The following is a 24,672-nucleotide window of genomic DNA, read 5'->3' as shown; positions in this document are numbered from 1 at the left end:
GTTTCCCCCTGTTCCCGCGGGAATGTCCCGCCGTTCGTCCCTGCCGGGGAACGGCAGCGGATTCCGGCCGGACGATCGCGACGTGACCAGCACGTCCCGCGATCGCCCGACCTCGCCCCCAGCGGCCCCCGGTACGCGGCGTCGAACCGCGTGGACACAGGTTCCCGAGATCGTCCGCGTTGGGACAACCGGGTGGGACGTCCTTGGGACGTTGGGATGAAAGGGCCTTCGTGACCAGCCTTGATCGGGCCATCTTGGGACGAATCGGGATCACCGGGACGACGTCCCGTGGAAGACTCCGCGGCCATCGGAAGCAGAGGGGAGCCTGGGGGATGGCCGGACCTGAGCGCGGCGGCGACGTCGCGCGCCAGCTCGACGAGCTCAAGCGGCGCAGCGGACGCAGCTACGAGCAGATCGCGGTGCGCACCTTCTTGAGCAGATCCACGGTGCACCGGTATTGCAGCGGGCAGGGCACGCCGCAGAACTTCGGTGCCGTCGAAGCGATCGCAACCGCCTGCGGGGCGACCGCGGCGGAGCTCGCCCGCCTCCACCGGTGCTGGGAGCGGGCACGCCGGGCGAGAGCCGCGGAACCGGTTCCTCGGGCCGCTCGTGGCGGTGCGGAACCGGGGGCGGTGTCCACCGCCGTCGCCGAACCGCCGGAGGTCGTCGGGGCGCCGGAGATCGTCAGACCGCCGGATGTGGCCGAACCGCCGGATGTGGCCGGACCGTCGAATGTCGTCGGGCCGCCGGAGATCGTCGAACCGCTGGAGGTCGTCGGGCCGTCGGGCGGGCCGAAAGTCGTCGGGATGCCGGGCGTCGAACCGCTGGAAGTGGCCGGGCCGCTCGGTGTCGCCGGACCGCCGGGCAGTACCGGATCTCCCGGCGGCGAGCTTCCCGGCGGAGCCGGACGTCCCGGCTCCGCCGCACCGTCGACCGGTTCCGGCTCCGCCGCGCTGCTCCGTCCGCCGCCGACCGCGCCACCGCGCCGCGGCCTCGTTCCCGCGCGACCGGACCTCGCCGAACCCGCCCCGGCCCCCGCGGGCGGGTCACCGGGCCGGGGCCGCCGGTGGTGGTTGCCGGTGTCGGCGGTCGCGGCGTGCCTCGCGCTGGTGCTGCTCGCGTACTCGTTGCGCGCCGGATCGGGGCCGCGTCCGCTGAGCGGCCTCCCGCCGAACTGGACCGACGTGCCCGCGGAGATCGACCCCGACTTCGTCGGCGTCACCCTGAACAGCGCCACCGGGGACATGCCGGGGTTCCCGGTCGATTCGGTGCGGCTGTGGGATTCGGGGACGCGCTGGCAGGCCCTCGAACCGGAGCGCGGCCGCTACGACTGGCGGACCCTCGACCGGCTGCTCGACTCCGCCCGGCAGGCCGGGGTGTCGGTGGTGTTCACCTTCGGCGGGACACCGGGCTGGGCGAGCCCGCGCGGGCAGCGCTCCGCGTACCCCGATGATTCCCGGAACGGGCCGCCCGACGACCTCGCCGATTGGGAGCGGTTCGTGACCGCCGTCGTGACCCGGGCCGCGGGCCGGGTGGAGGCCTACGAGCTGTGGGACTTCGGACCGCCGAACTTCGACGGCTCGGTCGAGACCCTGGTCGAGATGACCGAGATCGGCGGCCGGGTGGTGCGGGAACTGGATCCGCGGGCGCAGGTGGTGTGCCCCGGCTTCGGCGAGCTGTGGGATCCGGTGGCCGATGCGCACCTGGAGCGGTTCGCCGTGCTGCGCGGCTACGACCACTGCGATGCGGCGCCGGTGAAGCTGCACCCCCGCCGGATGGGCGACCCGCCGGAGAGCATGGCCGAGCTCGCCACCCGGATCGAGGCGACCCTGCACCGCGGCGGCGCGAGACCGCGGATGTGGAACACCGGGGTCAGCGTCGACAACCCGTACGAGCCGGCGGTCCCCGCCGAGCTCGCCGCCGACTTCGCCGTCCGCTGGTACCTGATGGGGCTGTGGCTGGAGTACGACCGCGTCTACTTCTACAGCTGGGGCGGCGGGAAGGTGCCGATCCCGTTGCAGGTGGCCGGATTCCAGCCGACCGAGGCCGGGCGGTACGTCGGCGAGCTGCGGGAGTGGTTGCGCGGCGCGCGGATCAGCTCCTGCGGGCGCGGGGGTGAGGCGTTGCTGCCGGACAACGTCTGGCAATGCCGGTTCGACCGCGGTGGCAAGGCCTTCGTCGTCCGCTGGACGCACGAGGGGACCGCGGAGATGGCGCCGGACCCGGGCATGGCGGTCGTGCAGCGGCTGGACGGTTCCCGCGACCGGCTGCGGAGCGGGGAGCGGCTGGAGGTCACCGGCAGCCCCGTGCTGCTGCGCGCCGGATGAGCGGGCGCGACCGGCGAGGTCCTGCTCGCCGGCGGGACGTCAGCCGCGGAGGGACAGCGCGAGCCGCACCGCGTCGGCCCTGGAGTGCAGGTCGGCCTTGCCGAACAGGTTGTTGATGTGGGTCTTCACCGTCGCCTCGCTGATGTGCAGGTGCCGGGCGATCTCCCCGTTGCGCAGGCCGTGCCCGATCAGGTCCAGCACCTCGCGTTCGCGGGCGGTCAGCGCCGCGGGCGGTTCCGGCGGCGGCGCGGTCCGGCGGGTCGCGAGCTCCAGCAGCCGGGACTGCACCTGCGGGTCCAGCACCGAATGCCCGGCGTGCGCGCTGCGCACCGCTTGCACGATGGTGGCCCGGTCCGCGTCCTTGGTGAGGTAGCCCTGCGCGCCGGCCTGCAGCGCGGCGAGGATCGACTCGTCGTCCTCGAAGGTCGTCAGCACCACCACCGGCACACCGGGCCGCGTCGTGCGCAGCTTCCCGGTGGCCGCCACCCCACCCATCACCGGCATGTGCAGGTCCATCAGCACCACGTCGGGGGCGTGCTCGGCGGCGGCGGCGAGGGCGAGTTCGCCGTTCTCGGCGGTGCCGACCACGTCGATGCCCGGGTCGAGGCCGAGCATCACGGCCATCGCGTCGCGCACGGCGGCCTGGTCGTCGACGACGAGCAGCCTGATCGGGTTCACCGGGGTGGGCGAGGTCATCGGGGCAGCTCCATCCGCACGGTCCAACCGGTTTCGGGCGGGGTGCGCGGGCCCGCGCGCAGCGTGCCGCCGAGCAGCTCGGCGCGTTCCCGCATCCCCACCAGGCCCATCCCGCCGCCTTGGTCGCCGTCCGGAACCGCTCCGGTGGGGCCGTCGTCGGTGGCGGTGAAGCGGACGGACTCGGCGGTGCACTCCAGCAGCAGTTCGACCCCGGAACCCGGGGCGTGCCGCCGGGCGTTGGTGAGCGCTTCCTGCGCGGTGCGGATGACGGCCTGCCCGATCTCGACCGGCACGTCCTCGGTGTCGCCGCGGATCTCGAGCTCGGCGGCGCCGTCCTGCGCGAGCCGGGTCAGGGTGTCGGCCAGCGGCAGCGCGCCCTCGCGCAGCGCGTGCACCGCGCGCTTCGTCTCGCCGAGCCCGGTGACGGCCAGTGCCCTCGCCCGGCGCACCGCCTCGTTCGCCTCGTCGGTGCGGCCGCCCGCATGCAGCGCGTCGGCCATGTCCAGCTGCACGGCGACCCCGGACAGCGAGTGGCCGAGCACGTCGTGGATCTCGCGGGCGATCCGGCTGCGCTCCTCCAGGGCTGCTTCCCGCGCTTCGGAGGCGATGGCGCGGTGGGTCTGCTGGGCGGCCAGCAGCGACGCGGCGCGGGCGCTGATCCGCTCCCGGCGCGCCATCCCGATGTACAGCGGCAGGCTCACCGTCAGCGCCAGCCACCACGGCGGCCCGTCGGGGATCTGGAACCAGAACTCCAACGTCCAGGTGGCCGCGGCGGCGGCCGCGGTGCTCGCCCCGGCGACGGCCAGCGCGGCGCGCCTGGAGCTGAGCTTGTCCCCGGCGGTCGCGCAGGCGATGAACACGAACGCGGCACCGACGGTCCGCGGCGCGAGGGCGAACACCATCGCGCCCGCCAGCGCGTACACCGCCACCACCACGACCCGCGCCCACTCGGGTCCGCCGCGCCAGGGGATCGCGGCCACGCACGCCGCCACGACCGTCACCGCGCTCGTCACCCAGACCAGGGTGGTGAAGTGGGCGGGCGGGGCGTCCAGGAGCTGCACCACCAGCAGTGCGGCGAGGAAGCAGACGACCAGCGGGCGCAGCAGGTGGTCGGTGATCCGCAGCGCGTGCCGCCCGGTGGAGGTGGTGCTCATCGGCCGCGATGTTCCTCCGGGGCTCGTCACCGCCGGGCACCGGGGTGCGAGTTCCGCCGCTCGGCCGCCGCGTCGCGGAGCCCGTCGAGCACCGGAGCGAAGCTCCGCATCCCACGCAGTTCGCCCGCCGCGCGCGCCTTCTGCTGCACCGCGTCCAGCATCGGCGAGGTGACGGGTGCGCCGCCGCGCTTGCCGCGGGACCACGGGATGCGGCCGGTGCCGCTCGCGCTCTTCGCCAGGATCGCCACGCCCTCGGCGAGCACGGTCAGCCCGAGGCTGAACGTCACCCCGCCGCCCGCGTGCAGGCCCACGGCCCCGGCGAGCAGTCCCGAACCGAGCTTCACGGCGATGTTCACGACCCACAGCACCGCGGTCGTCCAGGTGTAGCGCATCATCGCGTGCCCGTCGCGCTCGTAGATGCGGACGCTGAACCCGCGCAGCACGCCGAGCGCGACGCTGAGCACGGCCGTGGCCGCCAGCAGCGCGATGGCCTCGGGGGCGTTCGGCACCTCCCGCAGGTTCACCGCGCCGACCACGGCGATCACCGCGGGCACCAGCAGCATCCGCTTGCCCTCGACCGGTTCTCCGGTGAACCGGCGCACCAGCACGTAGCCGATCAGCCCGATGATCAGGATGATTTCGATGGGACCGCTCACGGTTCCGCACCTCTCGTTCGGAGTTCCTCGTGTCGTCGACGACGTTAGGAATTCCGGCGGCCGGAGTCGTGGGGCGCGAACCGTATTCCGGGTGGAGATCCGTCTCCACCCGGGTGCAGGTCAGCTCTCGCGGGCGGCCCGCTTGCCGTGCGGGAGGCGGGGGATCTCCGCGACGTCGATCGGTTCGCCGGGCAGTCCGGCGCTGGGGCGTCCGGGTGCGCGGAGCCCGTCGAGCATGACCAGCAGGGCGCGTTCGGCGAGGCGCTGCGAGTCGGGGTCGTCCGGCCCGGGCCGCCGCAGCAGCATCGCGAAGATCGCGGCGATGTCGCCCGCGCCGACATCGGTCCGCAGCGAGCCTTCGGCCTGCGCGGTGGTGACCACCGAGTCCAGCGTGGCCAGCAGCGAGTTCCGCAGCCGCTGGGTGACCTCGTCGCCCTTGACGATCTCCCAGGCGCGCGGCGAGGACATGCCGAGGTGGACGCTGAGCTGCAGCTCGTCGGAGCTCTTCAGCAGCCGGACCAGCGAGTCCCAGCCGGTGGGTTCCTCCACCGCGGCTGCTTCGGCCTCCGCGAGCGTGTTCGCGAAGTTGTCCCTGGCCACCGCCCGGATCAGCGATTCGCGGTCCGGGAAGCGCCGGTAGAGGGTGCCGACTCCGACGCCCGCGCTGCGCGCGATCTCCTCCATCGGCACCTCGGGACCGTCGGAGGTGAACAGCGACTTGGCGGCGCCGATGATCTGGTCCCGGTTGCGGCGGGCGTCGGCGCGCAGCGGTGGTTCCCCTGTCGAGGCCGAGAAGTCCGTGGTCACGCGCCGTATTGTCGCATCCGCCCGTTCGGAGGTGGACGGAAATCCTCCACTTCAGTACGGTGGCGGAGTAAGCGGAAGATTTCCTTCCGCATTCTCCGCTTGGGAGGCGCACCCCATGACCGACGTCACCGAACAACCCGTGCGGGCCTTTCCGATCGCGAGGAAGTGCCCGTACGCGCCGCCCGCGGAGTACGTGCAGCTGCGCGAGGACAGCCCCATCTCCCGCGTCCGGACCCAGGCCGGTTCCGAGGCGTGGGTGCTCACCCGGCACGAGGACGTCCGCTTCGTGCTCTCCGACCCGCGGTTCAGCGCCGACCGGCGCAACCCCGCGTTCCCGTTCCTCGTCGCGGGCCAGCAGGAATCGATCAGCCGGTTCCGGCCCAACATGCTGTCCCTCGACGCGCCCGAGCACGGGCCGGTGCGGCGCTCCGTCCTCGGCGAGTTCACCGTGCGGCGGATGCAGGCGCTGCGCCCGCGCATCCAGCGGATCGTCGACGACTGCATCGACCAGCTGCTCACCGGACCGCACCCCGCCGACCTGGTGGCCACGCTGGCGCTGCCGGTGCCGTCGCTGGTGATCTGCGAACTGCTCGGGGTCCCGTACTCCGACCACGGCTTCTTCCAGACGTGCGCCACCTCGATGCTCAGCCGCAACACCCCCGCCGAAGAGCGGGTGCGCAGCGCGGCCGCGATCCGGGACTACCTGCGCGACCTGATCCTCGCCAAGCGGGAGGACCCGGGCGACGACCTGCTCGGCAGGCAGCTGGCCACCATGCCGGACGCCGGGCCGGACGAGGTCGAGGACCTCGTCGCGATGGGCACCCTGCTGCTGGTCGCCGGGCACGAGACCACCGCGAACATGATCTCGCTGGGCACGCTGACCCTGCTGGAGAACCCGGACGGCCTCGCCGCGATCAAGGCCGACCCGGAGCGCACGCCCGCGATGGTCGAAGAGCTGCTGCGGTACCTGACCATCGTCGAGACCGTCACCTCCCGGGTGGCCACCGCCGACGTCGAAGTGGGCGGCACCCTCATCCGCGCGGGCGAAGGCGTCATCGCCCTCGGCCACACCGCGAACCACGACCCGGGCGCGTTCCCCGAACCCGACGAGTTCGACATCGCCCGCGGCGCCCGCCACCACGTCGCGTTCGGCTACGGGCCGCACCAGTGCCTCGGGCAGAACCTGGCGCGGCTGGAACTGCAGATCGTGTTCGACACGCTGTTCCGCCGGATTCCGACGCTCGCGCTCGCGGGCCCGCGCGAGGAGCTGCCGTTCAAGGACGACGCGGTGATCTACGGCGTGTACGCGCTGCCGGTCACCTGGTGAGCGGGGCGGACGTGCGGATCAACGCGGACACCGAACCCGAAGTGTTCGACTCGTGTCGCTGAGGGGGCGGGTGGCGGAACCTCAGCCGCCTTCTCGCTGCGGGATCTTTTTCCCGAGTGGCCTTCGCCACGAGGGAAAAAGCTGTCCTCGCGAGAAGGCGGCTGAGAACCCGCGGGTGGTCCTGTTGCGTGCGTGGTCGGCAGCTCATCGGCTTCGCCGCTGACAGGAAACGGCCAAGACCCGCGGGGCAGGTTCAACGACCGGCGGTCGCCGGCGACGAGTGTTCTCCCGGGCGAACGGGTTGCCGGGTGCGGGCCGTCCACCCGGGCCTCACCACGCCGCCCGCTCCAGCGGGCGGGGATCGGTCACGGTGGCCGACGGGGTCGCGAAGCGGCGGACCGGGCGGTCCGGGGTGGTGTAGCGGTCCCAGCCCGGGTCGCCGGTGGTGGCGAACCGGACCCACGCCGAGTGCACCTCGCGCACCAGCTCCGGCGGAGCGCCCGCGCCCAGCAGGGCGCCGTCCCCGCGCAGCCGCGGGCCGTCCGCCGAGTCGAACGCGAACGGCAGCTTCACCCCGTGCGCCGCGCCGAGCCGCCCGCCCAGCGCGGTGGACCGCCACGCGAACTCGTAGCGGAACGTCGGCAGCCCGCGCCCCGCGTGCGCGTCGGCGAGCGCCCGGGTGCCCGCCCCGAACAGGGCGTCGCCGAGCACCGCCGACCGCAGCTCGCCCCCGGAGGCCGCCGGGCGCTGCCGCCGGTACGCCTCGACCAGCCGGTCCGGATCCGGATGTGCCTGTGCCGCGACCGAACGCGCGTCCTCCACAGTGGACGAATCGAGTTCGGCGGCCGACAGGTACAGGTTGCCCTCCTCGGCGTTGTTGCCGACCAGCAGCTCCACCTCGGCGCCGTCCCCGGCCGCCACCGACACCGCGGGCTGCCGGTCCAGCACCACGCCGAGCGGCGTCAGCCGCAGCAGCGGATCGTGGTGGCCCGGCACCCGCAGGTCGGGCTTCCCCAACCGGGACACCGCGTCGACCAGCCGCTCGTCCGGCACCTCCGGCATCTCGGCGAGCGGTACGCCCAGCACCTCGGCCAGCCGGTCCGCGACCAGCTCCGCCTGCGCGGGCACGAACGCGCCGAGCCCGTTGCCGCTCTGCACCACCGCCCGCCGGAACAGGCCCCGCGCCGCCGGATCCGCCAGCGCCGCGCCCACCAGCGTCGCCCCGGCCGACTGGCCGGCCAGCGTCACGTCGTCCGGATCGCCGCCGAACGCGCCGATCTCCGCCCGCACCCAGCGCAGCGCCGCCAGCACGTCCAGCAGCCCCCGGTTGTCCGGCGCGCCCGGCAGCGACAACCAGCCCGGCGCCCCGATCCGGTAGTCCACCGCCACCAGCACCACGCCGTCCCGGGAGAACCCGGTGCCGTCGTACAGCGACGCCTGCGCCGCACCGGACACGAAACCGCCGCCGTGCACGAACACCACCACCGGCAGCCCGCCCGTCGCCACGTCCGGCGTCCACACGTCCACCGACAGGTAGTCGTCGCCGCGGACCCAGCCCGGCCCGAAGAACGGACCCATGTCCAGCCCGCCGAAATCCCGGTGCGGCGACGGCGCCGTCGGCCCCGGCGCCGTCGCGTCCCGCACCCCGTCCCAGCCCGGCGCGGGCCGCGGCGCCGCGAACCGGGCCGGGCCCACCGGGGCCGCCGCGTACGGGATGCCGCGGAACACCAGGCCCTCGGCCGTCCGCGCACCCCGCACCCGGCCCGCGCCGGTGCGCACCACGGCGCTCACCGGTTCCGCCAGCGCGGCCGGTCGAACGCCGCCCACGCGTCGATCGCGAAGCGGTCCCCGTCGCGGCTGATCTCCGCCGCGCCGTGCCCGCCGAAGTGCGCGGGCACCACCAGCGCGGTGCGATCCGCCGCGAACTCCAGCAGCCGCCGCCGGGACGCGCGCGCCGCCGCCGGGTCCTCGTCGAAACCGCAGTTGTGCGACGGGTCCAGCAGCTGCACCGGCGTGTGCAGCAGGTCGCCGATGAACACCGCCCGGTCCGAACCCGACTCCAGGTGCAGCACCGAGGAACCCGGGGTGTGGCCCGGTGCGGGCAGCAGCCGCAGGTTCTCGTCGATGACCCGCTCGCCTTCCCACAACTCCGCCAGCCCGGCCTGGTGCACCGGAGCCACGCTGTCCTCGAACACGTTCTGGTGGCTGCGCGCGCTCTTCGGCCGGTGCTCGCCCAGCGGGTTCCAGAACTCGAAGTCCACGCGCGGCAGCAGGTAGGTGGCGTTCGGGAACGTCGGCACCCAATCCCGGTCCACCAGCCGCGTGTTCCACCCCACGTGGTCCACGTGCAGGTGCGTGTTGATCACGATGTCGACGTCCTCCGGCCGCACCCCGGCGCGCTGCAGCGCGTCCAGGTAGCCGGTGTTCAGGTGCCGCCAGTGCGGCGAGTACGGGCGCTCCTTGTGGTTGCCGACCCCGGTGTCCACCAGGATCGTGCGGCCCGCGCTGCGCAGCACCCACGTCTGCACCGCGGCCTGGAAACCGTTGTCCTCGGGCGACCAGAAGTCCGGGACCACCAGGTCCCGCTCGGCTTCGAACACCTCGGTCGGGATGTCGGGGAAGAACTCGTCCATGCCCATCGCGCGGCCGTTGATCTCCAGCACGCGCGTGACTTCGACGTCTCCCAGCATGATGCTGTCCATGCCGTCGACGATGCGCCGCGCACCAGGTCGCGGGGTATCCGTCACGTGACTGCACCTGCCCGGGCGGGGCTAGAGTCGATGACCGGGAGGCCGCGGATGCAGGAGATCATCGGCCGGGAGCGGGAGCTCGCGCAGCTGCGCCGGGCCGCGCACGGCACCGGGAACGTGCTGGTCGTCACCGGCGACCCCGGCATGGGCAAGACCACGCTGCTCGACGCCGCCGCCGGCCCGGGCGCGCTGCGCATCGCGGGCAGCGAGGGCGAAGCGAACCTGGCCTTCGCCGGGCTGCACCGGCTGCTCGCCCCGCTGCTGCGCCGAGCCCCGGACCGGCCCGAAGCGGCGCTGCTGCGCGAGGTGCTGGGAACGGGCGGGGCGCCCGGGACGGACAGGGCGCCCGGTGCGGGCGGGACCGAGCAGGAACCCGACGTGCTGCGGCTCGGCCTCGCCGCGCTGGAACTGCTCGCCGAGCACGGCGGCCCGCTCGTCGTCGACGACGCGCACTGGCTCGACCGGGCCAGCCTCGACCTGCTCGCGTTCCTCGCCCGCCGCATCGAGACCGAACCGCTGAGCCTGCTCATCGGCGCCCGCGAGGACGAACCGCTGCCCGGCATGGACGGTGTGCCGGTGCTGCGCCTGGAACCGCTCGGCGAACTCGACGCGAACCGCATCCTCAACGCGCTGCCCGAGCCCCCGGCCGGGGCGCGGCGGATGCGGGTCCTCGCCGAAGCGGGCGGCAACCCGCTGGCGCTCGCCGAACTCGCCGCCGTGCCGCAGGACACCGGGCCGGGGCCGCTGGCCACCACCGAACGGCTGGAGAAGATCTTCGCGGCGCGGGCGCAGGAACTGCCCGACCGCACCAGGGATCTGCTCCTCGAACTCGCCGCCGCCGGCACGCCCGACCCGGTGCACGCGCCCGGCGACGGGTGGGCTCCGGCCGAACGGGTCGGACTGGTGCGCTGGGACGGCACCCGGTTCCGGTTCCGGCACCCGCTGGTGCGCTCCGCGCTGTACCACTCGGCGCCGTTCGAACAGCGCCGCCGCGCCCACCTCGCCCTCGCCGCCGCCACCCGCGACGAGCCGGACCGGCACGCCTGGCACCTCGCCGCCGCCGCGACCGGACCCGACGAGGACGTCGCCGCCCGCCTGGAGGACACCGCCGAACGAGCCCGCCGCCGCGGTGGCTACGCGGCCGCCGCCACCGCCCTCGAACGCGCGGCCGAACTCAGCCCCGGCCGCGCCGACCAGGCCCGGCGGCTGGTGCTCGCCGCGAACTCCGCGCTGTTCACCGCCCGCTCCGGCTGGGTCGAGGAGCTCGCCGCCCGCGTCGTGGCGCGCACCGACGACCCCGGCCTGCTCGCCGTCGCCGCACTGCGCGCCGGGCAGGCCCTCACCGTCAGCCACCGGCACGCCGCCGCGTTCGCCCAGCTCACCCGCACCGCGGCCGAGCTCGCGCACCGTGACCCGGCGACCGCGCTGGACGCGCTCGGCACCGCCGCCGTCGTCGCCTACTACTGGGCGGAACCCGGTAGCGGCGACGACGTCCTCGCCGCCCTCCCCGAGATCGACGGTCCGCACGACCCCGTCGCCGAAGCCTGGGTGCGGACCGTCGCCGACCCGCTCGGCAGCCGAGAACGGGTGCTGCCGCTGCTGCCCGGGCTCGCCGAAGCCGACTCCGGTCCCGGCCGGGCCATCGCCGTCGCCACCCTCGCCTGGCTGCTCGACGAGGCACCGCTCGCGCTGCGGCTGTTCGAGCAGGCCTTCGACCAGTGGCGGGTCCGCGGACCGCTGCCCGAAGGACTCGGCTGCGCGCACGGGTGGGCGCTGTTCGAAACCGGCCGCTGGGCGCAGGCGCGCGCCATCGCCGCCGACTCGGTGCACAACGGTGCCCGCGCCGAACTCCCGCACGTCATCGCGGGCTCCCGCACGATGGACGCCGCGGTGCTCGCGCTGCGCGGCGAATCCGCGCAGGCGCGGGAACTCGCCACCGAAGCACTGTCCATGGTGGACCCGTCGACGAGCCGGATGGTGGCCGTCCGCGCCCGCTACGTCCTCGGCCTCGTCGCCGCCGCCGAGGGCGACCACGCCACCGCCCACGCGCAGCTACGCCGCGCGTTCACCGCGGACGGCGACTTCGCGCACTACCACCAGTCCATCGCGGTGCTGCCCGAACTCGTCGCCGCCGCGACCCGGCTCGACCCCGGGCACGGCGCGCGGCGGGACGCCGAGATCGTCGTCGACCGCGCGGCACGCGCGCTCGGCGACCGCGGCTCCGCGCGCCGGCACGCCCTGCTGCAGCACGCCCGCGCCCTGCTCGCCACCGACCCCGAACCGCACTACGCGGCCGCGCTCGCCGACCCCCGCACCGCGCACTGGCCGTTCGAACGAGCCCGCGCCCTGCTCGACCAGGCGGCCTGGCTGCGCCGGGCGCGCCGCATCAGCGAAGCACGCGCACCGCTCGCTGAAGCGCTCGACACCTTCCGCAGGCTCGGCGCCGACCCGTGGACCGCGCGCGCCGAAGCCGAACTGCGCGCCTCCGGCGGCGCCGAACCCGCGGCACCCGCCCCGGACGCGCTCGCCGGGCTCAGCCCGCAGCAGCAGGAGATCATCCGGCTCGCCGCCCGCGGCCTCACCAACCGGGAGATCGGTGATCGGCTGTACCTGTCGCCCCGGACGGTGGGATCGCACTTGTACCGGTCGTTCCCGAAGCTAGGAGTAAGCACAAGAACCCAACTCCGCGACCTGCTCGGGTGAAATGCGTTGTCGGCCCCTTTTGCGGAGGGGAGCGGGTGGCGGAACCTCAGCGGTTTCCTCGCTGCGGGATCGTTTTCACAGGTGGCTCCGCCACATGAGAAAACGCTGTCCTCGCGAGGAAGCCGCTGAGAACCCGCTGCGGTGCCGGTTGCTCAGGTGGTCGTTGGCTCAGCGGCTTCGCCGCTGACAGGCGAATGATGGCGGGGGCGGGAGTTCACCGGCCGGCCGTCACTCGTCGGATTCCTCTAGGGCTCCTAGCCAGAGGTAGTCGCGGGCTCTGGTGGTGGCGACGAGGAGTTGGCGTTGCAGGGCTTCGAGTTCGTCGCGGTAGAAGCCCATCGGCCTGCGCTCGTCCGGCAGGAACACGGCCCGGAACTCGAATCCCTTGGCCTCCAACAGGGTTCCCACCAGCACCGCCGCCGGCTCCGGCGACCACGGGGCGAGCCGGCGTGCCGGAACACCGCCGCGGCGGAGCACGTCGGTCCACTCCTCGGCGGCCGCGCGCGACCGGGTCAGCACCGCGGTGCCCGCGCCCGCGTCGAGGCCCCGCAGCGCGGCCAGCACCGCCTCCCGCTGCGCGATCCCGTTCCAGCGCACCACTTCACCGCCGCTGAGCACCGGCAGCGAGGACCGCAACGTGACCGCGGGGGCGCCGTCGATGTCGTCGAACCGGTTCACCGCGTCCAGCTCCCCGGCGGCCTCCACGATCGCCGACCGGTTCCGGTAGTTGCGCCGCAGCACCTCGCTGCGCCCGCGCAACGAGATCCCGGCCTCGGAGAGCCGCCAGCCGCCCGCGAACACCTGCTGCTGCCCGTCCCCGACCAGCAGCAACCGGTTCGGCCCGTCGCCGCTGACCGCGTGCACCAGCCGCAGCCCGACCAGCGTCAGGTCCTGCACCTCGTCCACCGCCACCACCGAGTACACCCGGCCCAGCGGTTTGCGGCCCAGCTCGTCGAGCGCGCGGATCAGCACGTCGTTGCGGTCGTAGATGCCGCGCTCGCACAGCTCCCGCTCGTACTCGCAGTAGAACTCCCAGACGTGCGCGCGGAACGCGGGGCTCAGCTGCCCGCCGCGGCCGCGCCGCGTCGCCGACCGGTACGACTCCAAGGTGCCCAGCCCGCGGCCCTTGATCACCCGGTCGATCTCGTCCTTCCAGTAGTGCCTGGATGGTCGTGCCGCCGCCAGCGGGCCGGTCCGCCCGGACCGCTCCCACACCGCGGCGAACGCGGCGTCCACCCGCTGCTCGTCCACCACCGTGTCCCGGCCGCGTTCGGCGAGCAGCTCCGCGGCCCACTCGTGCAGGTTCCGGAACTCCACCCGGTGCGCGACCTGCGGTGCCAGCGATCGGAACTGCTCCTTCGCCAGCTCCGGCAGCGACTCCAGGTGCGAGGTGAACAGCAGCCTGCCGGGGCCGCGCCGCGCCAGGTGCGCCAGCCGGTGCAGCGCCAGCGTCGACTTGCCGGTGCCCGCGGGCCCGGAGATCCGCGCCGGACCGCCGTACTGCCTGCGCACCGCGCCGAGCTGCACGTCGTCCAGGAACAGCCGCCAGTCCGGCACCGCCACGTGCGGGCCGTGCTCGGCCCGCTCGTCCCGCAACCGCCGCACCTCGAACAGCCCGGAGGACCGGTCCGACGAGCCGACCTGGCCCGCGCCGCGCGGCTGCGGGATCCGCTGCGGGTTCCAGGCGATCGGCGTCAGGTCGAACGTGCCGTTGTCCAGCTGCCGGGCCGCGGCCAGCGCATCCGCCCCGTCCAGCACCGGCTCCGCGCACACCAGCACCCGGTCCAGCTCGGATTCCGCCACCACCACCTGCTCGCCGTCCTCCGCGGTGGTGCGGACGCCCTCCGGGAACACGACGACGGTGCGCACCACGGCTTCGGTCAGCATCCCGTGCGGTGTGGCGAGACCCGCGAGCAGTTCGGCGGTCCACACGAACGCGGCCCGCGTCGCCTCCACCGGCGGTTCGTGCTCGCACAGCAGCACCACCAGCACCCCGCCCGGCCCGACCAGCACCGCGTCCGGCCGGTTGTCCGGGGTGTGCGGGGTGAACTGGTTCAGCAGCGTGTACCAGCCGGAACCGCGTTCCACGGCGAACCGCTCCACGACGCGCTTCTGCCAGCTCGGCAACGGGGGTCGGGCGCGCAGTTGCTCGTCGGCCTGGCGCCGCAGCCGCTCGCGGTGGTGATCGTAGGTCCCTGTCACGGAGACTCCCCGGTTCGCACGCAGGTGCTCTATCGACATTACGGTCTTCTGCGCGGAAAACGAGACCTGCGAGGCCGGATCACCTTAATGTCGCAGGGCGCTTCGAAACCGGGGTCCACTACCTCCACAATGGACGTGTGGACCCGCTGCACGATCCGGATGACGAAGCCCTGCTCGATCCGCGCCAAGCGCGCGAGCTCGCCGGGCTGGTCGAAACCGCTCGCCTCGCCTCCGGCGCCATCCGCTACGGCCGCATCGGCCGGGTCGGTGCCGCCACCGTGGTGCTCAACCGGGACGACCCGCTGCCCGCCGGCAACCACGCCGTGGGCCTGTGGGGCACGCTCGCCGAGGTCGCCACGACGCTGCTCACCCTGGAACAGTCCTTCGCGGACGCCGGGCGACCCGAGGCGGTCGTGTACGCCTCACCGACCACGGTCGGTGAGATCGAGGGCATCGCCGACGACTCCGGCTGGCGCGCCGTCGAGGAGCAGATGGCGCTGCTGCACCGCGAGGCCAAGACGCCCAGCCGCGACGTGCGGCCCGCAACCGACGACGACCTGCGCGGCATCGCCGAGCTCATCGGCGACGACGCCGGCCTGTCCGACGACGGGGAGCGGCGGCTGGTGCGCACCCTCGCGCACCGCGGTGACGACCCGCGCTGCGTCCTGCGCGTCGTCGACGACCCGGAGGCCGACCGGATCGCCGGGTTCGCCCAGGGCTTCGCGGAACGCGGCGTGGGCCTGGTCGAGCAGGTCGTCGTGCGGCCGGGCCGCAGGCGCCGCGGCATCGGATCGTCCCTGGTCGCCGAGGTCGTCGACGAGGTGCGGGCCCGCGGGGCGCGGCTCGTCGCCGCGCACGGCGACGAAGGGGGAGCGGCCGAGCGGTTCGCCGAGGAGTGCGGTTTCGAACCCGTGTACCCGGTGACGGCCTACGCGCGGCGGGTGGACGAACTGCTCGACTGACGCCTGGTGCGGGAGGGACCCGGGTGGCGCCCCGCGCATGTGTCCGCCGTGCGACCCGTGGGTATGACGTCTGTGGTGCTGGCGAACGCAGCGCCGTCCCGCGGCGAGGTGGTGATCACGATGACGGCGACCACGCGGCTGCCCAAACCGGTGGCCGAGACCTGGGAGTGGCAGCTGCAAGCCGCCTGCCGCGACCTGAGCACCAGCACGTTCTTCCACCCGGAGAACGAACGCGGCAGCGCCCGCAGCAACCGGGAGGAGCAGGCCAAGCAGATCTGCCACCGCTGCCCGGTGATGCTGTCCTGCCGCGAGCACGCGCTGGCCGTGCAGGAGCCGTACGGCGTGTGGGGCGGGCTCAGCGAACGGGAACGGCAGGACCTGCTGGCGAAGCGGGTGCCGAAGCCGCGCGCCGCGGCGTGACCGGCGGAGGCGGACATGACCACCACCGGAGTCCCCGGCCGCGAACTCGCCGAGCCGGACCTGCTGCGCGAGCTGGAGCGGCTGCACCGCACCCGCAACGAGACGTTCCTGCACGGAGCGCCGGACGCGCTGCGCGAGCACACCGCGCGTTCGTTCGAACTGGAACAGGAGTACCTGCGCAGGCACCCCGACCGACAGGTGGATCCGCGGCGCACCCGCGCGGGCGCGAGAGGAGACCCGGTTCATGGCAGCTGAAACGGACCAGACGGACCCGGCCCACGATCGGCGGCCGCGCCCGGACGCGCCGGGCCGGAAACCGCGGATCGTCATCGTCGGCGGCGGTCACGTCGGCCTGACCGTGGCCCTGCGCCTGCAGAAGCGGCTCGAACCGGGCGAGGCGCGGATCACCGTCATCGACCCGCAGTCGCACATGACCTACCAGCCGTTCCTGCCGGAGGCGGCCGCGGGCTCGGTCGAACCCCGGCACGTGGTGGTGCCGCTGCGGCAGGCGCTGCGGCGCAGCGAGGTCCTCACCGCCCAGGTCACCTGCATCGACCACCGCAGCCGCGAGCTGACGGCCACGCTCGCCGACGGCACCGAGGAGCACCTCACCTACGACGTGCTGGTCGTCGTGCCCGGTTCGGTGTCGCGGGCGCTGCCCATCCCGGGCCTGTCCGAGCGCGGCGTCGGCTTCAAGACCATCGGCGAGGCGATCTACCTGCGCAACCACGTGCTGTCCCGGCTGGACATCGCCGCCAGCACCTCCGACCCGCAGCTGCGGCGGCGGCTGCTCACGTTCCTGTTCATCGGCGGCGGCTACGCGGGCATCGAGGCCATCGCCGAGCTGGAGAGCATGGCCCGGGAGGCGATCCGCGCCTACCGCACCCTCGAACCCGCCGACATGCGCTGGATCATGGTGGAGGCGACCGGCCGCATCATGCCCGAGGTCAGCGCGCCGATGGGCGAGTACACCCGCCGCCGCCTGGAAGAACGCGGCATCGAGGTGAAGACCGACACCACCGCGAAGACCCTCACCGACGGGCACGTGGTCCTCTCCGACGGCGACGAGTTCGACGCCGACACCATCGCCTGGACCGCCGGGGTCAAGCCGCACCCGATGCTGGAGGACTCCGACCTGCCCCGCGACGCCAAGGGCAGGGTCGAGTGCAGCACGAAGCTGCAGGTCCGCGGCACCCAGGACGTGTTCGCCGCGGGCGACTGCGCCGCCGTCCCCGACCTGACCAGCGACAAGGCCGACGCGCTGTGCGGGCCGTCCGCGCAGCACGCGGTGCGCCAGGCGAGGGTGCTCGCCGACAACGTCGTCGCCCTGCTGCGCGGCCACGAGCAGCAGGACTACCGGCACCGCTACGCCGGATCGGTCGCCGGACTCGGCCTGTTCCAGGGCGCCGCCGAGGTGTACGGCATCAAGCTCAAGGGCCTGCCCGCGTGGCTGCTGCACCGCGCCTACCACCTGGCGAAGCTGCCGACGCTGCGGTTGAAGGCCCGCATCCTCGGCGACTGGCTGCTGGAGATCCCGCTGCGGCGGCAGACCGTCGCCCTCGGCGAACTCCACGACCCGCGGTCCGCCTTCGTCAAGGCCGCCAACACCAGAGGCCTGCCCAGCGGGCACGGCCCCGCCGGATGACCAGTTCTCGCAGCGCACAGCTCCGCGAGCGCCCCTGAAGATCGAAAGGGACCCCCCTTCGCAGGGGCTTCGCGGGCCTGTTGTACTGTATGCAGGCACGAGGCGAACGGGACCGGAAATCGGAACCGGGAACCGCACAAGTGAATCAGGGGCTGTGGCGCAGTTGGTAGCGCACTTGACTGGCAGTCAAGGGGTCAGGGGTTCGAATCCCCTCAGCTCCACATAGGAATACCAGGTCACAGGGCCGACGCTCAGCAGAGCGTCGGCCCTGTTCCTGTATCGGGTGACCAGCCGGGGACTGCCCTTCCGGCCGCCGTCGCCGGCGGGGCGGACGAGAGGTCCTTCGCCGGTCTCCACATGGCGATCTCGTCGTTGTCGATGTCGCGGCCGGGCGCCATCGGGGTGAGCCCCGTTCGAGTTCTTCCGCTGCGAGAGGTCTCTCGGGTAGTTGCCGGGTACAGCACGGCACAGGTGGAGTACGGGAAGAACGTCCGGTGGCAATGCCCAGGTGCTGATTCGACGACTCGGGCCGGAACCACGGTCGGAATCCATGTTCATGGTGGTGAGACTTTCGATGCGCGGGTTCATCAGGCGCGGACGGACGAGGCCTGCGGTGCATGAGCCGCTCGTGCGCCTGGTCTACGAGCGCACGAGCCCGCACGGTGTTGATTCCGGTGTGGAGCAGTTGATCGCGGTCTGTGCCGGGGAGGCTGAGGCTGAGCGGATCAAGGAGCAGAGCTCCGCCGGCGGTCGGTACGTCTCGTGGGAAGAGCATCCGTTGATCGGCTCTGGGCAGGGGACCGCCTCGTTGGCGGACGGCGAGGTCATCCATGTGGTGTTGCTGGGTGGTGACGACGTCGACGGGGGACCGGACGATCCGATCGGCATCGCCGTCTACGCGGACCGCGATGCAGCTGAGCGGCGTGCCGCCGAGGAGCACCGGAAAACCGGATCTCCCGGGTATCACGCGGTCTCGTTGCCCATCGGATGGCGAGTCGACGGCTGATCGGGAGAGCGGCCCCGAGGCTTCCCGCTGCTGCACCTGCGAAACGGGATCGACGTGTCCCCGCGCTCTCGCCGATCGCCCAGCGACGGCGGTGGGGAACGTCAGCCGGGCGAGGGGATCTCCGCCGGGGGTTGCTCCTGGTCGGTCGCCCACGATGCCAGCAGGGCCAGGCCGTCCGCCGTGGCCGTGCCTGCGGGTGCGGTGTAGACGTTCAGGAGCAGGCCGGGTTCCGCGGACATCTCCATCGACTCGACGTCCAGGTCGAGCCTGCCCACCACCGGATGGTGCATGCGCTTGCGGCCGGGGTGGTGGCGCCGGACGTCCTGGGACGCCCACCGCCGGCGGAACAGGCCGCTGCGCGTGGACAGTTCACCGATCAGGGCGATCAGCTCCTCGTCGTGCGGAGCGCGGCCCGCCTCCATGCGCAGCTTCGCGGCCACGTCGCAAGCGATGCGGTCGTAGTCGACGAAGAACGTCCGCGCCGATTCGGGCTCCAGGTACACGAACCGCGCGGTGTTCGCCGGCCGTCGCGCGTCGGCCAGCACCGGTGCGTACAGCGCGCGGGCGAGCCGGTTCGTGGCCAGGACGTCGTAGCGGCCGTTGCAGATCCACGCCGGTGCGTCGGTGATGGCGTCGAGCACCTGCTGGAGCGCCGGGCGCACCGGCGCGGCGGATCGCCGTCGGCGTGGACCACCGGAGGACGTGGACCGCCGCGCGAGGTGGAACAGGTGCTCGCGTTCGGCCTCGTCGAGCCGCAGCGCGGCGGCCAGCGAGTCGAGCACCCCGTCCGAGGCGCCGGTGAGGCTGCCGCGCTCCATGCGCACGTAGTAGTCGACCGACACCCCCGCCAGCAGGGCCACCTCTTCGCGGCGAAGACCGGGGACCCGGCGGTTGCCGCCGTAGGCGGGCAGTCCGGCCTGCTCGGGCGTGATCCGCGCGCGGCGCGAGCTCAGGAACTCCTTGATCTCGGTGCGCGGATCGGTCGTGGTCACCCCGCCACGGTAAGCCCCGTCCACCGGCGCGGGGAGGCACTGCCGGTACCCCGTTGACGGCCGCCGCGCCGGAGCGCACCGGCCGCCTAGACGCCCGTCGCGGTCGTGGCGGTGCCGCCGTCGACCGGGACGACGGCGCCGGTCAGGAACGACCCGGCCCGGCCGGCGAGGAACACGGCGACTCCGGCCATGTCGTCGTCGCGGCCGATCCGGCGCAGCGGGGTCTTCGCCGCGATCCGGTCGCCGATGGCGTCGATCGTGGCCGCCATCATCTGCGACGGGAACACTCCCGGGGCCACCGCGTTCACCGTGACGTGCTGCGGGCCCAGTTCCCTGGCCAGCACCCTGGTGAGCTGGTGGAGCGCGGCCTTGCTGCCCGCGTACGAGTAGTTCGGCGACTCGGCGACGTGGATGGCGGCGATGCTGCCGATGTTGATGATGCGCGCGGGATCATCGGCGGTGCCCGCCTTGCGCAGTGCGGGCAGCAGCGCCTGCACCAGCCAGAACGGCGACTTGAGGTTGACGTCGAGCACGGCGTCCCACGCCTCGGCCGGGAACGTCTCCAGCGGCTCGCGCCACATCGCTCCCGCGTTGTTGACGAGGACGTCCAGGTGCGCCGAATCGTCCTGGACCAGATCGGCGAGGCGCAGGCACTCGTCGTACCTGGACAGGTCGGCGGGGATCGCTCGCACGTCGCCGAATTCCGACAGCAGGCGCTCGGCCTCCGCGCACGCCTCCGCCGTGCGCGAGCTGACGGTGACGCGGGCGCCCGCCTGCAGCAGGCCGCGCGCGATCATCATCCCGATGCCTCTGGTACCGCCGGTGACAAGGGCGTTCTTCCCGCTCAGGTCGAAGAGGCCTGCGTGTGCGGTGAACCGGTCGTCCGCCATCGTTCGTCGTCCGTTCCTCGTGGATCCGTCGTTTCTCGTCGCGCGGCTCGAAGCCGGCTCGAACAGGTTGACCGGCGTCCCGGCTGCCCGGGAGATCCTGGCGGTGCGGGTACTGCGAGAACCTCCCTCGCCCGGCGCGCCGGACTCGCGCCGCCGCGATCTCTTCGCAGCCGTCGCGATGCCTTCCGATCCGTCGCGATCCCTTCGGGGCCGCCGCGATCCCTTCCGCGCAGCCGCTGTCCCGATCGCGCCGAGCCGCGGTGCGATCCGGCGCCGTCGTGGCGAATCGACCGGCCGAGCAGGCGGTGGCGCCGAGCGCTCGGCCACGAGCTCCGCAACCTCGGTCCCGCGCGCCGGAGGTTCCGTGCTGGGCATCCTCGCCCGGGTCGGGCGACGCGGAGTGATCGAATTCCGGATCCGCGCCGAGTTCGAATGCGGCGAACGGGCGATGCCGGGGCGGCCGCCGCACGGGTGAAAGTCCGCTTCTCCGCAGCCATCGGTAAATGACGAATGCGCACCATCGGCATCGCGAATTCCGAATGGTGCTGACGAGTTCCGGGTCGTCGTGGCGCACCCCGATCGGTGCTGTCCGAATTCGGTCTCCTTTCGGTCTTGCGCGGTCGGACGATGTTCGTGCGACAGTCGTCGCAGCGCACCGAGGGGGTGAGCGGTCCGTGTCGAATCCAGTCGGTTCCCCGGCCGAGGTCCGCCCGCCGGACGCCCTCGATTCCACGCCGTTCCGATGCCGTAGCCGGTTCGCGATCGCGGGGGTCGTGCTCCGCAGGACCGGCGGCGGAAATGCGCATCCCGGCCGCCGCAGGACCGACACCGCCCGAGGTCGAGAAAGCGCAGTTCAGGGCGGTCGTCGAAGTGTCGTTCGCGATCGGTGGCCCGGCGCGGATCCGGCCGCCGCGCAGTCCGCACCACCATTCCCGAAGGAGGATCGATGAAGATCACCCTGTTCGAGCAGGCTCCTTACCGGTACCTGCCCGACGACTTCGAGGACAACTGCAAATCCGTCTGCGACACGCCCTATTCGGTGGCCGATCGGGACGGGGTCTACTCCTCGATCCGCGACTTCATGGACGAGCTGGTGCACGGGGCCCGCGCGGGATTCGACGGCATCAGCATGACCGAGCACGCCCAGTCGAGCTACGACATGATGCCCAACCCCGACCTGGTGAGCAGCGCGCTCGCCTACCTGACCGAATCGGAAGGGCTCGACGTCGCGATCTTCCCGATGGGACGCTCATTGGGAAAGGCGCGCGAACCCCTCCGGGTCGCGGAGGAATACGCGTTCATCGACGTGCTCAGCGGCGGCCGACTCGTCGCCGGATTCCCGATCGGCCTGCACTACGACGCGGGCCTCAACAACGGCGTGCCCCCGATCGAGATCCGGCCGCGGTTCGACGAGAACCTGGAACTGGTCCTGCGCGCGTGGCGCGAGCGGGAACCGTTCGCGCACAACGGGCGGTACGGCCAGTACCCCGAGGTCAACATCTGGCCCCGCCCGCACCAGCCCGCCCCGCCGGTGTGGATCACCGGGATCGGCAATCCGCGCACGATGCAGCTGTGCCTGGAGCGGAACTTCGGCTTCAACTACCTGAGCTGGTTCGGCGCGAAGCTCACCGGGAAGCGGATCTTCGACCGGTTCTGGGAGATCGCCGACCAGGTGGGCGTGCCCCGCAACCCGCACCGGCTCGGATTCGTGCAGGCCATCGCCGTCGCCGAGACCGACGAGCGGGCGGAGGCGGACTACGCCGCGCACCTCGAGTACGCGTTCCGCAAAGGACTGGGCTGCCTGCCGCCGCACTTGCTCGGCCTGCCGGGAGGCATCGACATCCGCGGGCTCGAAGCCCTGGCGAAGGATCCCGGCGACTTCGGGCTCTACCCGCGGATGCGCACCGCGACGTTCCGCGAGCTCGTGGAGTCCGGTGCCGTCATTTGCGGCAGCCCCGCGACCGTCCGGGAGCAGGTGCGCGACTTCTGCGCGAGCTACGGGATCGGCACCCTGCACGCGATGCTCGGCTTCGGCTCGCTGCCGCGCGACCTCGCCATGAAGAACATCCGGCTGTTCGCCGACGAGGTCGCGCCCTTCCTGCGGGAGCTGTGGAACGACGGTGCGCACGCCCACCACTGGTGGCCGGCCCGGCTGGGCGGCGACCCCACCCCGGTCACGCCCGGTACCGCCGCGGCGGCGGGCATGCCCGCGACCGGCCCGACGCGGAAGGCGGCGACCAGATGACCACGCTCGACGAGACGGCCGAACCCGCCATCGCGGAACGGTCGGTGCCGGTCTGGAACGACGCGATCACCATCCGGGTCAAGGTGGCCGGTACCGGCGCCCCGCTGCTCTACCTGCACTCCGCGGGCGGGCTCGGCTGGGACCCGTTCCTGTCCGCGCTGGCGCGGGAGCGCACCGTCTTCGCCCCCGAATTCCCCGGCACCAGCGCGGGTGACCCCTACGCGGTGCACCGGGTCGACGCGCTCGCCGACGTCGTGCTGATCTACGAAGAGCTGGTGCGTGCGCTCGGCCTGCGTCGGCCCGCGATCGTCGGCCACTCCTTCGGCGGCATGCTCGCCGCCGAACTCGCCGCGGCGTTCCCCGCGCTGGCCGCCGAGGTCGTCCTGCTGGCTCCGGTGGGCTTGTGGCGGGACGACCTGCCGGTCGCGAACTGGATCGCCGCCGCACCCCAGGACCAGCCGGAACTGCTCTTCCACGATCCCGCCGGGCCTGCCGCCAGGGCCGCGCTGGCGCTGCCCGAGGATCCCGACGTCGCGGCCGCGGCGATCGCCGCGCAGGTGTGGGCGATCGGAGCGACCGGCAAGTTCGCCTGGCCCATCCCCGACCGGCGGCTGCGGGCGCGGCTGCACCGGCTCCGCGCGCCCGTGCTGCTCGTCTGGGGGCGGCAGGACCGGTTGGTCCCCGCCGGGTACGCCGACGAGTGGGAAGCGGAGTTGCCGGACAGCCGGGTCGTGCTCATCGACGACTGCGGGCACGTGCCGCAGGCCGAGCGGTTCGCGGAGACGGCCGCGGCGGTCGCCGCGTTCCTCGACGCCCGATGAACGGCCCGGCACCGGCCGGGCGCGCCGGGGACGCGTCCGGCCGGTGCCGCGATGTCGCCGCGCGGCGCTGTGGTTAGCTTCGCGGTCGTGGCGAAGCTCTACTTCCGGTACGGCGCGATGAACTCGGGCAAGTCGACGGCGCTGATCCAGGTGGCGCACAACTACCAGGAGCGCGGCCAGCGCGTGGTCGTCGTGAAGCCGAAGCTCGACACCAAGAGCCCGGTGGTGCTGTCCCGGATCATGGTGACCCGCGAGGTCGACGTGGTGCCGGGGGCGGACGACCTGCTGCGGGACGCGGTGCTCGCCGGGGGCGCGCCGGACTGCGTCCTCGTCGACGAAGCCCAGTTCCTCACCGGACCGCAGGTCGAGGACCTGTTCCGGCTCGCCGTGCTCGACGGCATCCCGGTGATCGCCTACGGGCTGCGCAGCGACTTCCGCACCCGCGGCTTCCCGGGCAGCCTCCGGCTGATGGAACTGGCGCACTCCATCGAGGAGCTCAAGACCGTCTGCCGCTGCGGGCGCAAGGCCACGTTCAACGCGCGCACCCTCGACGGCGAGTTCACCCGGGCGGGCAGCCAGGTCGCGATCGACGGCGAAGTCGGTTACGAGTCCATGTGCGGCAACTGCTACCTGCAGCACGTCGGCACCCTCGGCTGAACGACGGGTGGCGGGCCGCCGGAGCTCGGTCCGAGGTCGTGACGTTCCGGGATTCGGATCGCGCGCGGCGGGGCCGGTTCCGCGCGAGCGGCGGACCTCCACCTGTTTTGTCCATTGTGGACTTAGGGGCCGCCGGTCGAGGCGACCGTCCGCGATCAGGTCGGCGAGTTCGCGCGCCGTCCCGGACGACCGGCCGGTCCGGTCCGCGCCGGTGCACGAGCGGCGATCACCCCGCCCGGCCACCGGACGGTCCGGCGATCGCCCCGCCCGGCGATCGCCCCGCCCGGCGATCGCCCCGCCCGACGATCGCCCCGCCCGGCGCTCACCCCGCGACCGGTCCGCCTGGCGATCACTCCGCCCACCGCCCCGCCCGGTGCCCGGCCCGCGCCGCACCGACGCCGCCCGGCGCACC

Annotated in this window: 21 protein-coding genes and 1 tRNA gene; 13 read left to right on the top strand and 9 right to left on the bottom strand. The window is 73.2% G+C overall.

The features are described 5' to 3' along the window. Positions 1 to 332 precede the first annotated feature (332 nt). Positions 333 to 2,327, top strand: a complete 1,995-nt coding sequence (locus AC29IT_RS28290) for a helix-turn-helix domain-containing protein (protein ID WP_488220715.1) — start codon at positions 333 to 335, stop codon at positions 2,325 to 2,327. 39 nt (positions 2,328 to 2,366) lie between these two features. Here AC29IT_RS28290 and AC29IT_RS28285 read toward each other — a convergent pair whose 3' ends face one another. From AC29IT_RS28285 to AC29IT_RS28270, 4 genes are all read right to left on the bottom strand, one after another. After that, positions 2,367 to 3,023, bottom strand: a complete 657-nt coding sequence (locus tag AC29IT_RS28285; RefSeq protein ID WP_488220714.1) for a response regulator transcription factor — start codon at positions 3,021 to 3,023, stop codon at positions 2,367 to 2,369. Next, positions 3,020 to 4,177 carry a sensor histidine kinase gene (locus tag AC29IT_RS28280; protein ID WP_488220713.1) on the bottom strand — a complete coding sequence of 386 codons (1,158 nt, stop codon included), beginning with the start codon at positions 4,175 to 4,177 and terminating at the stop codon, positions 3,020 to 3,022. Before AC29IT_RS28280 ends, AC29IT_RS28285 begins: the two co-directional genes overlap by 4 nt. A 26-nt stretch (positions 4,178 to 4,203) precedes the next feature. Further along, a complete protein-coding gene (locus AC29IT_RS28275; RefSeq protein WP_488220712.1) occupies positions 4,204 to 4,833 on the bottom strand; it encodes a DUF1453 domain-containing protein in 630 nt (209 codons plus the stop codon). Between the two features lie 120 nt (positions 4,834 to 4,953). Next, the gene (locus AC29IT_RS28270; RefSeq protein WP_488220711.1) at positions 4,954 to 5,640 is read right to left on the bottom strand and encodes a TetR/AcrR family transcriptional regulator; all 687 of its coding nucleotides are present in this window, start codon (positions 5,638 to 5,640) and stop codon (positions 4,954 to 4,956) included. 115 nt (positions 5,641 to 5,755) lie between these two features. Between AC29IT_RS28270 and AC29IT_RS28265 the strand changes: the two genes are divergently transcribed. Next, positions 5,756 to 6,967 carry a cytochrome P450 gene (locus AC29IT_RS28265; RefSeq protein ID WP_488220710.1) on the top strand — a complete coding sequence of 404 codons (1,212 nt, stop codon included), beginning with the start codon at positions 5,756 to 5,758 and terminating at the stop codon, positions 6,965 to 6,967. Between the two features lie 330 nt (positions 6,968 to 7,297). On the opposite strand, the gene AC29IT_RS28260 is transcribed toward AC29IT_RS28265, so the two are convergent. Together AC29IT_RS28260 and AC29IT_RS28255 are read right to left on the bottom strand one after the other, a co-directional pair. Continuing rightward, positions 7,298 to 8,794, bottom strand: a complete 1,497-nt coding sequence (locus tag AC29IT_RS28260) for a carboxylesterase/lipase family protein (protein ID WP_488220709.1) — start codon at positions 8,792 to 8,794, stop codon at positions 7,298 to 7,300. After that, a complete protein-coding gene (locus AC29IT_RS28255; protein ID WP_488220723.1) occupies positions 8,755 to 9,669 on the bottom strand; it encodes an MBL fold metallo-hydrolase in 915 nt (304 codons plus the stop codon). Before AC29IT_RS28255 ends, AC29IT_RS28260 begins: the two co-directional genes overlap by 40 nt. 96 nt (positions 9,670 to 9,765) lie before the next feature. Between AC29IT_RS28255 and AC29IT_RS28250 the strand changes: the two genes are divergently transcribed. Next, complete coding sequence (locus AC29IT_RS28250; protein ID WP_488220708.1) at positions 9,766 to 12,420, top strand: AAA family ATPase; 2,655 nt, start codon at positions 9,766 to 9,768, stop codon at positions 12,418 to 12,420. A 228-nt stretch (positions 12,421 to 12,648) separates the two neighbouring features. Here AC29IT_RS28250 and AC29IT_RS28245 read toward each other — a convergent pair whose 3' ends face one another. Continuing rightward, entirely contained in the window at positions 12,649 to 14,622 is a 1,974-nt protein-coding gene (locus AC29IT_RS28245) for a UvrD-helicase domain-containing protein (RefSeq protein ID WP_488220707.1), read from the bottom strand. 137 nt (positions 14,623 to 14,759) lie between these two features. Here AC29IT_RS28245 and AC29IT_RS28240 point away from each other — a divergent pair, with 137 nt between their 5' ends. The 6 genes from AC29IT_RS28240 to AC29IT_RS28215 all read left to right on the top strand — a co-directional run bounded on the left by AC29IT_RS28240 (position 14,760) and on the right by AC29IT_RS28215 (position 18,655). Further along, complete coding sequence (locus AC29IT_RS28240) at positions 14,760 to 15,584, top strand: GNAT family N-acetyltransferase (RefSeq protein ID WP_488220706.1); 825 nt, start codon at positions 14,760 to 14,762, stop codon at positions 15,582 to 15,584. Between the two features lie 75 nt (positions 15,585 to 15,659). Further along, on the top strand, positions 15,660 to 16,004 hold the full coding sequence (locus AC29IT_RS28235) for a WhiB family transcriptional regulator (RefSeq protein WP_358444043.1): 345 nt from the start codon (positions 15,660 to 15,662) through the stop codon (positions 16,002 to 16,004). A gap of 15 nt (positions 16,005 to 16,019) precedes the next feature. Beyond that, positions 16,020 to 16,259, top strand: a complete 240-nt coding sequence (locus AC29IT_RS28230; protein ID WP_358444046.1) for a DUF6158 family protein — start codon at positions 16,020 to 16,022, stop codon at positions 16,257 to 16,259. Continuing rightward, complete coding sequence (locus AC29IT_RS28225; protein ID WP_358444048.1) at positions 16,249 to 17,649, top strand: NAD(P)/FAD-dependent oxidoreductase; 1,401 nt, start codon at positions 16,249 to 16,251, stop codon at positions 17,647 to 17,649. Before AC29IT_RS28230 ends, AC29IT_RS28225 begins: the two co-directional genes overlap by 11 nt. Before the next feature lie 148 nt (positions 17,650 to 17,797). After that, positions 17,798 to 17,870: transfer RNA gene (locus AC29IT_RS28220), tRNA-Ala, on the top strand. A gap of 329 nt (positions 17,871 to 18,199) precedes the next feature. Beyond that, positions 18,200 to 18,655: a hypothetical protein gene (locus tag AC29IT_RS28215; RefSeq protein WP_488220705.1), complete on the top strand. Its 456-nt coding sequence runs from the start codon at positions 18,200 to 18,202 to the stop codon at positions 18,653 to 18,655. 101 nt (positions 18,656 to 18,756) lie between these two features. On the opposite strand, the gene AC29IT_RS28210 is transcribed toward AC29IT_RS28215, so the two are convergent. After that, positions 18,757 to 19,647 carry a helix-turn-helix transcriptional regulator gene (locus AC29IT_RS28210; RefSeq protein WP_488220704.1) on the bottom strand — a complete coding sequence of 297 codons (891 nt, stop codon included), beginning with the start codon at positions 19,645 to 19,647 and terminating at the stop codon, positions 18,757 to 18,759. A gap of 86 nt (positions 19,648 to 19,733) precedes the next feature. After that, positions 19,734 to 20,537 carry an SDR family oxidoreductase gene (locus tag AC29IT_RS28205; protein WP_488220703.1) on the bottom strand — a complete coding sequence of 268 codons (804 nt, stop codon included), beginning with the start codon at positions 20,535 to 20,537 and terminating at the stop codon, positions 19,734 to 19,736. Here AC29IT_RS28205 and AC29IT_RS28200 point away from each other — a divergent pair. The 4 genes from AC29IT_RS28200 (at position 20,518) to AC29IT_RS28185 (ending at position 24,260) form a co-directional block, all read left to right on the top strand. Beyond that, complete coding sequence (locus AC29IT_RS28200) at positions 20,518 to 21,012, top strand: hypothetical protein (RefSeq protein WP_488220702.1); 495 nt, start codon at positions 20,518 to 20,520, stop codon at positions 21,010 to 21,012. The genes AC29IT_RS28205 and AC29IT_RS28200 overlap by 20 nt on opposite strands. A 471-nt stretch (positions 21,013 to 21,483) precedes the next feature. Further along, positions 21,484 to 22,782, top strand: coding sequence for an LLM class flavin-dependent oxidoreductase (locus AC29IT_RS28195; protein ID WP_358444063.1), 1,299 nt, complete (start codon positions 21,484 to 21,486; stop codon positions 22,780 to 22,782). Beyond that, positions 22,779 to 23,603 carry an alpha/beta fold hydrolase gene (locus AC29IT_RS28190; RefSeq protein WP_358444066.1) on the top strand — a complete coding sequence of 275 codons (825 nt, stop codon included), beginning with the start codon at positions 22,779 to 22,781 and terminating at the stop codon, positions 23,601 to 23,603. The genes AC29IT_RS28195 and AC29IT_RS28190 overlap by 4 nt, the downstream gene beginning before the upstream one ends. Before the next feature lie 87 nt (positions 23,604 to 23,690). Further along, positions 23,691 to 24,260, top strand: coding sequence for a thymidine kinase (locus AC29IT_RS28185; RefSeq protein WP_488220701.1), 570 nt, complete (start codon positions 23,691 to 23,693; stop codon positions 24,258 to 24,260). Positions 24,261 to 24,672: the final 412 nt, after the last annotated feature.

It is taken from the genome of Saccharopolyspora sp. MMCC62 (genome assembly GCF_057736575.1).
Note: the sequence above shows the minus strand (reverse complement) of the source record. Positions and strands in the feature narration are given on the sequence as shown.